General features: G+C 57.2%; 13 protein-coding genes. 5 read left to right on the top strand and 8 right to left on the bottom strand.

Translation table 11 applies throughout. From position 1 onward, the window contains the following. Window positions 1-197 precede the first annotated feature (197 nt). Genes gerPC through PCH01S_RS29065 form a run of 3 tightly spaced genes read left to right on the top strand, consistent with a single transcriptional unit; the run spans window position 198 to window position 1,564 of the window. Window positions 198-896 (top strand): spore germination protein GerPC, encoded by a 699-nt coding sequence (gene gerPC, locus PCH01S_RS29075; protein WP_042235997.1) that lies wholly within the window; start codon window positions 198-200, stop codon window positions 894-896. Beyond that, window positions 893-1,075, top strand: coding sequence for a germination protein GerPD (locus tag PCH01S_RS29070; RefSeq protein ID WP_009676346.1), 183 nt, complete (start codon window positions 893-895; stop codon window positions 1,073-1,075). The genes gerPC and PCH01S_RS29070 overlap by 4 nt, the downstream gene beginning before the upstream one ends. A 3-nt stretch (window positions 1,076-1,078) precedes the next feature. Next, window positions 1,079-1,564 carry a spore germination protein GerPE gene (locus tag PCH01S_RS29065; protein ID WP_042235995.1) on the top strand — a complete coding sequence of 162 codons (486 nt, stop codon included), beginning with the start codon at window positions 1,079-1,081 and terminating at the stop codon, window positions 1,562-1,564. Here the strand turns inward: PCH01S_RS29065 and PCH01S_RS29060 are convergent. From PCH01S_RS29060 to PCH01S_RS29025, 8 genes are all read right to left on the bottom strand, one after another. Continuing rightward, window positions 1,546-2,244: a response regulator transcription factor gene (locus PCH01S_RS29060; protein WP_009676338.1), complete on the bottom strand. Its 699-nt coding sequence runs from the start codon at window positions 2,242-2,244 to the stop codon at window positions 1,546-1,548. The genes PCH01S_RS29065 and PCH01S_RS29060 overlap by 19 nt on opposite strands. Then, window positions 2,241-3,719 carry a sensor histidine kinase gene (locus PCH01S_RS29055; RefSeq protein WP_042235993.1) on the bottom strand — a complete coding sequence of 493 codons (1,479 nt, stop codon included), beginning with the start codon at window positions 3,717-3,719 and terminating at the stop codon, window positions 2,241-2,243. Before PCH01S_RS29055 ends, PCH01S_RS29060 begins: the two co-directional genes overlap by 4 nt. Before the next feature lie 223 nt (window positions 3,720-3,942). After that, window positions 3,943-4,683 carry a VOC family protein gene (locus tag PCH01S_RS29050; RefSeq protein ID WP_042235991.1) on the bottom strand — a complete coding sequence of 247 codons (741 nt, stop codon included), beginning with the start codon at window positions 4,681-4,683 and terminating at the stop codon, window positions 3,943-3,945. A 119-nt stretch (window positions 4,684-4,802) separates the two neighbouring features. Then, complete coding sequence (locus PCH01S_RS29045) at window positions 4,803-5,780, bottom strand: ABC transporter ATP-binding protein (protein WP_042235989.1); 978 nt, start codon at window positions 5,778-5,780, stop codon at window positions 4,803-4,805. 32 nt (window positions 5,781-5,812) lie between these two features. Continuing rightward, the gene (locus PCH01S_RS29040) at window positions 5,813-6,733 is read right to left on the bottom strand and encodes a D-alanyl-D-alanine carboxypeptidase family protein (protein ID WP_042235987.1); all 921 of its coding nucleotides are present in this window, start codon (window positions 6,731-6,733) and stop codon (window positions 5,813-5,815) included. Window positions 6,734-6,952: 219 nt separating this feature from the next. Beyond that, window positions 6,953-7,747, bottom strand: a complete 795-nt coding sequence (locus PCH01S_RS29035; protein WP_042235984.1) for an ABC transporter permease — start codon at window positions 7,745-7,747, stop codon at window positions 6,953-6,955. Next, window positions 7,744-8,520, bottom strand: a complete 777-nt coding sequence (locus PCH01S_RS29030) for an ABC transporter permease (protein ID WP_042235981.1) — start codon at window positions 8,518-8,520, stop codon at window positions 7,744-7,746. Before PCH01S_RS29030 ends, PCH01S_RS29035 begins: the two co-directional genes overlap by 4 nt. A gap of 88 nt (window positions 8,521-8,608) precedes the next feature. Beyond that, entirely contained in the window at window positions 8,609-8,827 is a 219-nt protein-coding gene (locus PCH01S_RS29025) for a hypothetical protein (RefSeq protein ID WP_042235977.1), read from the bottom strand. A gap of 56 nt (window positions 8,828-8,883) precedes the next feature. On the opposite strand from PCH01S_RS29025, the gene PCH01S_RS29020 reads away from it, so the two are divergent. Together PCH01S_RS29020 and PCH01S_RS29015 are read left to right on the top strand one after the other, a co-directional pair. Then, window positions 8,884-9,483, top strand: coding sequence for a general stress protein (locus tag PCH01S_RS29020; RefSeq protein ID WP_042235974.1), 600 nt, complete (start codon window positions 8,884-8,886; stop codon window positions 9,481-9,483). Between the two features lie 250 nt (window positions 9,484-9,733). Beyond that, window positions 9,734-9,984: hypothetical protein (locus PCH01S_RS29015; RefSeq protein WP_042235971.1), on the top strand; the 251-nt coding region annotated here is incomplete at its 3' end.

Below are 9,984 nucleotides of genomic sequence, written 5' to 3'. Positions count from 1 at the left end.
CGGGCGGCCTGCTCGGGCCGGGCCCCCACCTGCAGCCGCCATTCCCGCCGTGGATGCCGTGGCGGCCGCCGGCTTGCCGGGGGCCCTCCCGCGGCGGCTGACAGCACGCCGGGCCCCGCCGCTGCATGCGGCCTCCTACTTCCCGCCGGGGATGAGCCCCGGCGGCATTTTTGCGAAAGCGAAAGAGAGGTGAGCTTATGTACGGCTACGGACCGGGCGATCCCAATCTGTACGCCTATCAGCTTCAACAGATGTGGACGCACATTCAGCGGCAGGAGGCCCGCATTGCCAAGCTCGAAGAGACGACCGCAGCCATGCACGGCGAGATCGAAGAGCTGAAGCGGCAGCGCGGGATACATATCGACCGCATCGAATACAAATTCGATCAACTGAAAGTCGAACAGCTCGACGGCACATTGACGATCGGCGTCTCTCCCTCTACCGTGCACGAAATCGAAGATTTCGCCGTAAACGGAATGGACGCTTCCTTCCCGGATAGCGGGACTCCGCCTTCCGGCGGCTTCTCCCCGAATGAAAACAGGGAGCCCGAACAAGCCGGCGAAGGCCGCCCGGGCGCAGATGAAGGAGCCGCCAACCGGCACCTTCACGACTTTCTCGACCGCGAAGCCATGGAAGAGCTGATAGAGCTTGCGGCCAAGCGGCACTTGGACATCGGACCGGACGAAAGCAGACGGGTTATGGACGATTTGCGGCAGCAGATCGAATCCAGAGTCCGGCAGTATGCTTCCTCCCCCGATCTCCTGCATACGGGCGGACAAGAGCCGCCGGGGAACGCAACGTGGAAACTTATCGAAAAAACAAAAGCCGACATACGCGCCGGCATCCGTAATTATTTGGCTCAATATCAGGAAGGAAAAGGAGATGGACATCCGTGAAGGTAGATTTTTATGTGGAAAATAAATGTCTGCAGGTAGGCTCCGTCTATATCATCGGGGTATCCAGTTCTTCGACCTTCCTTATCGGGGACACCGATTCCATCACCGCATCGTCCATGTTCGACACCCCGCCGGAATCCGTCATAGTGGGACCGCTCGTTCCGCTGCCCCATACTTGAGCCATGTCCAGACGGCTGGTTTGGCTCACTCAGGCGAAAGTGCTTTCGGTCTCCAGCGCCGCCGTTTTCCAGATCGGCGACAACGGCGGGATTCACACCCGGTTCAGAGCTCTCGCCCTGCAGCGGGAAATTCCCGTCTTTCTGGGTGACGAAGGCTCGTTCGAAGCGTATTCCATTTTCGCCCGTCCTCATCCGGAAATACAGTTCCCGCCGGAAGCGGCAAAAACGACCCGCAACCTCGGCACCATCCAGGTAGGCCCGGTTAAGGTGCTCGGTGTGTCCGCCTCGTCGGTGATGCAGGTGGGCGGCAGCGGTCCGGTCAGCCTGCAGTCGCGGATCAAACATATCCGCCAGTTCCGTCCGATCGGTCCCTACACCAACCCGACGGGCACGATCGCCTACACCGGTTCCGGCGAAAACCTTGAGGCCGAAAGCGGGCCTCCGGAACCCGGGTCTTCCCCTTCGAACCCTTACGGCTTGAACCGGTAGCCCGCTCCCCAGATCGTCTCGATATAAGCGGGATCCGACGGGTTCGGCTCGATTTTCTCCCGGAGTTTGCGGATATGAACCGTCACGGTCGAAATATCGCCGATCGCGTCCATGCCCCACAGATGGTCGAACAGCTGATCTTTGCTGAACACACGGTTGGGGTTCATGGCAAGATGAGTCAGCAGATCGAATTCCTTGGTGGTGAAAGGAATTTCTTTGCCGTTGACGTATACCCTTCTGGAAGCACGGTTAATGACGAGTCCGCGGATACGGATTTCGTCCTTGTCCTGGTCCTGCTGCCCTTTCAGTCTCTCGTACCGGGACAGATGCGCCTTGACGCGCGCCACGAGTTCTCCCGGGCTGAACGGCTTGATGATATAATCGTCGGCTCCCAGGCTGAAGCCGCGGATTTTATCCAGGTCCTCCTTTTTGGCGGAAACCATCAGAATGGGAATATCCCGCTCCACGCGAATCCGCTCGCAGATGGCAAAGCCGTCGGTACCCGGCAGCATCACATCCAGCAAAATCAGGTCGTAGCGCTCTACAAGTGCACGCTGAAGGCCCGTTTCGCCGTGATGCTCCATATCGACCGTAAATCCGTCCAGTTCCAGATAATCGCGCTCCAGCTCGGCAATGCTTACATCGTCCTCGACGATCAGAATGCGTCCGCCTTCTTTCATGTTGCCATCCTTCCTTTCTCGTTCCGGTTTTTGCACACGGTAAATTGAATCGTCGTCCCTTCCCCGAACCGGCTGTTCGCCCAGATTGTGCCTCCGTGCTCTTCGACGATCTGTTTCGCGATGGCGAGCCCCAGCCCGCTCCCCCCGGTTCGCGAGCTACGGGACGGGTCTCCCCGGTAAAACCGGTCGAAAATATGCGGCAGCACATCGGACGGGATGCCCTGCCCGTTGTCGTGAACGCCGATCACCACGAATTCCGGCCGCTCCAGAACGAAGATACGGATATGCCCCTCCGGCTTATCCCGGTACTTCTGCGCATTTTCCGTAATATTCGTGAGTACCCTCCTCAGCTTGTCCCGGTCGATTACGACCCGAAGGGGCTCCTCCGAGGAAAGCTCAAGCGTAAGCCGGATTCCCTTTTTCTCCATATCGAACTGCATGTCTTCGACGCAATCCTTCAGATAGGCCGTTAAATCCGCCTCCTCGAACTGAAAAGGCAGCTTCCGCAAATCCAGCTTGGAGTACAGAAAAAGCTCGTCGATCATCCGGTCGATGTCGACCGTTTTGGAATAGACCGTCTGGAGATAGCGGTCAAATTTGGCCTGGGAGTTCGTAACGCCGTCCATAATTCCTTCGACGTATCCCTTAATGGCCGTCACCGGCGTTTTCAGATCATGGGAGATGTTCGAGATCAGCTGCTTCCGGTTTTCCTCGTACTGCATCTGAAGCTCGATGGACTGTTTGAGCCTGCGGCGCATCTCTTCGAAAGAAACGGCAAGCTCCCCGATCTCGTCGCTGGAAGCCGGACGCACTTCAATATCCAGCCGCCCTTCCTTGATGTGCTCCGCGGAACGCTGCAGGGCGCGGATCGGCGTAATCAGACTTCTCGACATCAGGTACGTCATCATTCCGTTCGTCAGCACGAGCACGGCGATCAGGACAGCGAGGAAGATCAGTCCGTATTTAAGAAAATATTTTTTGCCGATCGTATCGTGCGTCCCGATAAAAATACTGCCTTTTCCCCCATCGGGAAATGTAAAGTCATGATGCCTTAGCAGGTAATAATTGTTTTCCAGTTGGGAATCCGTAATGCCCGAATAGTAACTGAAAGCCGGCAGCGAATTCAGGACATCCGGGTGGTTCATGGTGGGCGAAATATACAGGATCTGCTCGTCCTTGCGGATAATAAGGCCCATATTCACACGTTCCACAAGAGCTTCCCACTGCTTCCACTGTCCCGGATCGCCGGCGTTTCCGGGTTCCATCGCGATGGAGCTGCGGATTTTGTTGTAATTGTCATCTTCCATCTGGGCGACTTCCTTGAGCGGGTTGCCGTGGGTAAGGTCGATGTGGTATTCCCTTTTGAGATCCTGGATGAGCATAAAATACAGCCCGGTTACAGTCAGTCCGACCAGAATAAGCGGGATGACCAGCATGGCTATGTAGGAAAGCAGCAGCCGGGTACGGATGGACATGAACGTATCTCCCTTGCTTTGAATTTCAATCGAGAACCGGCCGCCCGTTTAAACGCATGACCCGGGACGCCGCCGTAAAAGCGTATGTCCTCAATATACTACGCCGCAGGCCGCTCGGGAAGCTCGGTAACACACTCGGCAAATAAAAAAGGGTCCGCCGGGCTCACCCGGAACAGACCCTTACACCGAACAGCCGGCCTTTTGTAATACATACACGATTAGTTCAGTTTACCTGTAAAATGCCGATGACGCCGATTTCGTTCTCATCCGGATCCAGCAGACCGAACCGGTCCCGGTTGAATTCTCTGGTAAGCGCGGACAGCTTGATCCCGCCGGACCGCAGCGTCTCGAAGTCGTTCCGGGGGTCCGTCGACCCGATCGTAAACGCCATATGAGCCAAAGCGGAGAAGCGCGGGGTCTCAAACAGGCATACGTTTATATTAGCAAAGGAAACCGCTTCCACTTCCTTATCCAGGGCAGGCAGCTTGTAAGCGAACCGATGAAGAACAAGGGCGCCCAGCTTGCTTTCGTACCACTCGACGGAGCGCTGCAGATCACGGACGGGCAGGAACGCCCCGCCAAGCCGGATAGCTTCTTCGGTCCCGGCATAAGCTTCTTCTCTCCAGCCTACGATGCCGATGGGATTGCCGTCCGGATCGCTGATTTTGAAGCACTGCATATGATGAAAAGGAGCGAGCTCTTCCGCGATCTCCACTCCGCTTCCGATCATGCTCCGGTAGGCCTTCTCCGCATCGTAAACGTTCACGTTGAAGGGAGCCTCGTCGTACCGGTTAAGCTCTGTCTGCTGAACTAAGGTGAGACAGGTTCCTTCAAGGAAGGAGAGCCTGGCATGCCGGTCATCCCGGCCCAGTAAACGAAGGCCCAGCACCTGCTCGTACCAGGGCGCCGACCGCTTCAAATCGGTGACGGGCACGAATACATCCACCAGTTTGGTAAAAGTCATTGTAATTCCTCCTGAGCGTTGATGGAACTCCGGGCGCCCTTGTCTCGCTGCGCCCTCCAACCTGTCCCGAACGCCCGGAATTTCTCTAGATTCCTTCATCTATTGTACCTTGTTTTGTATCAATACACACGATGTACAATATCTTCGAAATCCGGCTCCTGCATATGTACGTCGGCAATTTCGCCCCATCCGCCGGCAAGCTGCAGGACCTCCATCGGGCCGATGTCCGTGCGGTTGAATTCCAGCACAAGCTTTTCTTTCTCCGCGGCAGTGACGCGGAACGGATACTCCTTGTCCGCCTCCCCGCCCGCAAACCCGCACGCTCCCCGGTACCGGATCGTCATAATCGTCGGCAGCCCGATCCGCTGCCGCATGCCTTCCACGGTGCCGTCGTAGCCGATCGTCCCGCCGTTGATGACGATCACACGCTCGCAAAGCTGCTCGATATCGTCCATATCGTGCGTGGTGAGCAGGATCGTTTTGTCCGCTTCCTTGTTCAGCTTATGTAGAAAGCCGCGGATGCTCTGCTTGGCCGCCACATCCAGGCCGATCGTGGGCTCGTCGAGGAAAAGGATATCCGGATCGTGCAGCATGGCTGCCGCCAGATCCGCTCTCATCCTCTGACCGAGCGAGAGCTTGCGGACCGGCGTATCCATAAATTCGCCGAGGCCGAGAAGTTCTCCGAGCTCCGCGAGCTTGCGCTTCAGGTCCTCCTCACGGACCCGGTACATAGCCGCCAGGATCTCGTAGGAATCCCGGACCGGCAGGTCCCACCAGAGCTGGCTTCGCTGGCCGAACACGACGCCCAGCTTGGCGACCACCCGTCTGCGGTCGCGCTGCGGGCTCAGGCCGGAGATCCGCACTTCGCCCGAAGTCGGATGCAGAATGCCCGTGAGCATTTTGATCGTCGTGGATTTCCCGGCCCCGTTAGGACCGATAAATCCTACGAAGTCTCCCCGGCCGATTGTGAAATTAACGTCATTCACCGCCGTTTTGGACCTGTATTCTCTGGACAGCAGGCTCCGCAGACCGGCCATCCGCCCTTGACGGACCACCGGCGTACGGAACGTTTTGTTTAAATTCGTCGCGGTAATCAAAGATTTTCCCCTCCTTCTGTTCACGCTCTCACTCAGCGCGTCATGTCTTTGATCCATTCCGTCAGACTCCGGCGTGTGCCGTAGCCGTAATTAAAAAGCTTGCGCGTTTCTTCGAACCGTTTCTCCGCCGTTTCCGTTCCCATCACGACAGAGACCAGCCTTTTGCCATCCCGGACCGCCGTTCCCGTAAAGCAGTACCCGGCCTGATCCGTAAACCCGGTCTTCAGCCCGTCGGCACCCTCATAGGAAAAGGAGTCTTTCGTATACGGCAGCATGCGGTTGGTCGTTTTCAGCGTCCCGAACCTGCCCGGCAGGGTATAGTCCGCCTTGGCGGTCAGCTCCAGAATGCCGGGATGCTCCCGGATGAGATAGGCCGCCAGCTTGGCCGCGTCTTTAGCCGTCATGAGCGTTTCTCCCGTGTTTTTCTTGGGAGCGAAAGGCCCCAGATCGGCGCGCGTCAGCCCGCTTGCGTTGGCGAATACCGTTTTACCCGAAAGGCCGATCTCTTTCGCTTTCGCGTTCATTTTCACCACGAATTCATCCTCGGTACCGCCGAGGTGTTCCGCTACCGCTACGGCGGCATCGTTGGCGGACACAATGGCCATCGCGGCCAGCATATCTTTAAGGGCAAGCTTCTCTCCGGTCTCGAGCCCGATCTGGGCACCGGTCACCTCGCTGGCATACGGACTCGTCGTCACCTGGTCCTCCCAGGAAGCGCGGCCCGCCTTCACTTCCTCGTAAACGATCAGTTCCGTCATCATCTTGGACATGGAAGCCGGAGGAAGGCTTTCCTCCGCGTTCCGCTCGTAAATCACACGGCCGCTCCCCGCTTCCATCAGCAAGGCGGACGTGGCTTTGATATCCGGCTCCGTATGCTTACTTTCAGTCCATAACCAGACACCGGCGGCCGCAAGGACGGCCAACAGCAGGACTTTCCGTTTGATCCTTTTCACGTCGTTCGCTCCGCTCCTTCGGTTCTTGTCTGTATCTCTCTATATAGAAAGACGAACCAAGGCCGTCAAAAGACTCGTCTCTTTCGTTAAGCCGGCCCCTCGATATCTTTAGGCGGAAGGGCGAATCTCATGCAGGCACCCGGCATCAGCCGCGTTGCCGGATCTGTACGAGTCCGCCGGGAACGAACGAACCAAGGCGCCCCGTAAGGCGGATTCCCCCTACGTTCCCGTACTCTGGTAACGTGAAATGCCCAGCTTCCACAGCCTCCCGGCCAGCAGGACGAAGACGAAGGCCATGACCGTTACCGCGGCCAAGGCCCATCCGCCGTACTCATGCCGGATGATGACGGAAGCCGGAACATAGTTGGCCAGCCCGACCGGAAGGAACGTCAGCAGAATGTAACGGAGCCAGCTGGGGTAAACGTCCAGCGGATACTGGGCGGCGGATCTTGCCGCGTCCTCCGTCACGTTCTGAAGTTCCTCGATCCGCGTCAGCCAAAAACCGGCTGAAGCCGTAGCCAGTCCGATCGCGAACAAGATAAGGGCTCCCGAGTAGATGGCGACAGCCGTCAGCGGGATAGCTTCCCAGCCGATCTGCCCGGCGCGCAGCATGTGAGTCATCGCATACACGAGAACGAGCAGGCCCTGTCCGAATTCTCCGACGAGCAGGCGGAAATTTTGAGTCATCAGGACGAAAAGCACCGGCAGGGGCCGGATCAGGAGAGCGTCCATATCCCCGCTCACCAGATATTTTTCCAGATGATGCACATCGGAGGCCAGAGACCGGTAGATCGTTTTGGACAGCAAGATCACCGCGTACAAATAAGCAACCTCATACAGCGACCAGCCTTTTACGCTTCCGAAGCGGTCCAGCACCAAAGCCACCATCAGAAACTCCGCCACATTCACGAGAGCCGCCATCAAAGAAGAGAAAATAAAATTAAACTTGTACTGCATCCGGCTTCGCAAAGATGCCCGGATCAGCAGCACATACATCCGCAGTCCGTTTCTCATCCTCCCTGCACCTCCAGCTTCTTGCGCATCGCGCCCGTCGCCAGCATGCATAATCCCGTAAAAAGAACGCACCAAAACAGCGCTGCCGGCAGTGCGGCAGGCGTCGTTCTTTCCGTGAACAGCGACACCGGAACGTACAGCAAATAGGGATACGGAGTCAGCCAGCTAAGCTGGCGAAGCCAGGCGGGAAGCCATTCCAGCGGGATGAAGAAGCCGGAAAGCAGCATAGAGAACGCATAGTTCACCCAGTAAAGCCAGCGGGATTCGGTCGTCCACATGGCAGCGGCGCCGATCAGGTAATTCATGCAGATGGAAATATAAGCGGCGAGCAGAAGCGACAGAGCGGTCCAGCCGTAAACGGAGAGCTTCCCGGGAACCGGGATCGAAAACAGAAAAAAATAGAGGATGTAGATCGGAAGAAATTTGTACACGAACTGATAGGCGATCTGGCCCCATTCCCGGTACATCTTATGCAAAAACAGAGGGACGGGACGCATCAGATCCAGGGCAATTTGCCCGGTGCGTACGGACTCCTCCATGCCGAGACCGTTCGTGATAAAAAGCACCAGCCATAAAGAGGCCTGGTTGAAGGCGATATACGCGGTCATTCCTTGGACCCCGTATTCTCCGAGCGAATGACTCTCGCCTATGCCCGCCCACAAGGACACGTACACAAATCCGAACATAAAACTGGACACGTTATGAATCATATGCGCGCCCCGGTACTGCAAATTCCGCGCGTAAGCTTTACGCGCCAAGACAGAAAAAAGCATCCAACACCTCCGGTTCATCAGTAGACGATCGTTTCAGCGTGAAATGCGTGTAGAGGGATTCCATATTACCAAATGCCGCCAATAAAAATCAACCCCGAAATAGATTCAATTTGCCGTCATTATCGCCGTTACCGCCTCCGTGCGGCCGGCCGATAAAGAAAAATGCCTGGAGAGCGGCATGCAGGATTTTACCTCCAAGCCGATTCTCTTCGATGAAGTGAACCGGGTATTCAGCCTTTGGGGGCGGAAGACCGATGGGCAAAGCCCCGATGGATAATCCCGCCCGGGCAGTGCGGTTCCGATTCATTCCAGACTCTGCCGGGTAACGATGGGTAATCCACTTTTTAAGGGAGGTTGCCTGTAATGACACGAAAAGCAAGAGGTGTTTTTCAATCGAGCCGGGAAGCCCATCGCGCTATCGAAGCGTTAAAAGAACATGGCTACAGGGACGAGGATATATCCGTTCTCGCCAAACATAGAGAAGAATTCGGACCTTACACGGAAAGACAGGAAATTGCGGGTAAAGAGGATACGAAGGCGGAAAAAGGCGCCATCGGCGGAGCTGCCATCGGGAGTGCGGCCGGGTTGATCGCGGGGATCGGCCTGATGGCCGTACCCGGCATCGGCCCTATTCTTGCCGCAGGACCGCTGGCGGCCGCTTTATCCGGTGCGGCGATCGGAGCCGGAGCGGGCGGTGTAACGGGCGCGCTTGTCGGTGCGGGCATACCGGAGGAAGAAATCGAGAATTATCACAGTCGCGTAGATCGCGGAGATATTCTCATCGTCGTCGATACGCCGGAAAACAAGTGGGAGCTGGTCAACGAGATTCTCCGGGAAAACCGCGACGACAATTTCACCGCCGATGAGCGTTCGAAGAGTGACGTGTATGAGGCGACCCCTCATGCCGTCCACGACGATCCGGATCTTCTAAGCAATCAAGAAGATGTCAATTTCCGCCGGTAACAAAGACCCGTGGGTCTTCACCGGATATATACCGGCAGCCTGCGGCGGTAATTCCGCGGGCGCAGCAGGGCTGGTTCTCAAGCGTGTTTTGCCGCTTGGGGGCCTGCCCTGCTTTTTTGCGTAAGAAAAGGAGCTGACCGAGGCAATAAGGGGATTTATAGCATTTACATGGGAGGACGTATAAAAGCGATCCGCTCCGGCAAGGCTGTTACTAGATTGCTAGATTCGAACGGGAAACGGAGCGATAAAAATGATGAGACACGCGATGATGAAGAGCACCCGGCAGCAGAGCCCGCTGACGCAGGTACATAGAGGCCGGACGCCGGACAGCGCCGCAGCGGGACATCCCGCTGCAACGCAGCAACGGCGCGGCGTCCCGGCTCGCGGGCTGCTCTGGGGCATCGCACTGCTGGCCGCGCTGCTGCTGGCCGGCTGGTCCGCCGCCGCGAAGCCTACGGCCGCGGATGCGGGCCGCTCCGACCTCGCCGCGCTGCTGGCTGC

This window comes from Paenibacillus chitinolyticus NBRC 15660, from assembly GCF_000739915.1.
GTDB classification, from domain to species: Bacteria; Bacillota; Bacilli; order Paenibacillales; family NBRC-103111; genus Paenibacillus_F; species Paenibacillus_F chitinolyticus.
This window is presented reverse-complemented; position numbering and strand designations above follow the sequence as displayed.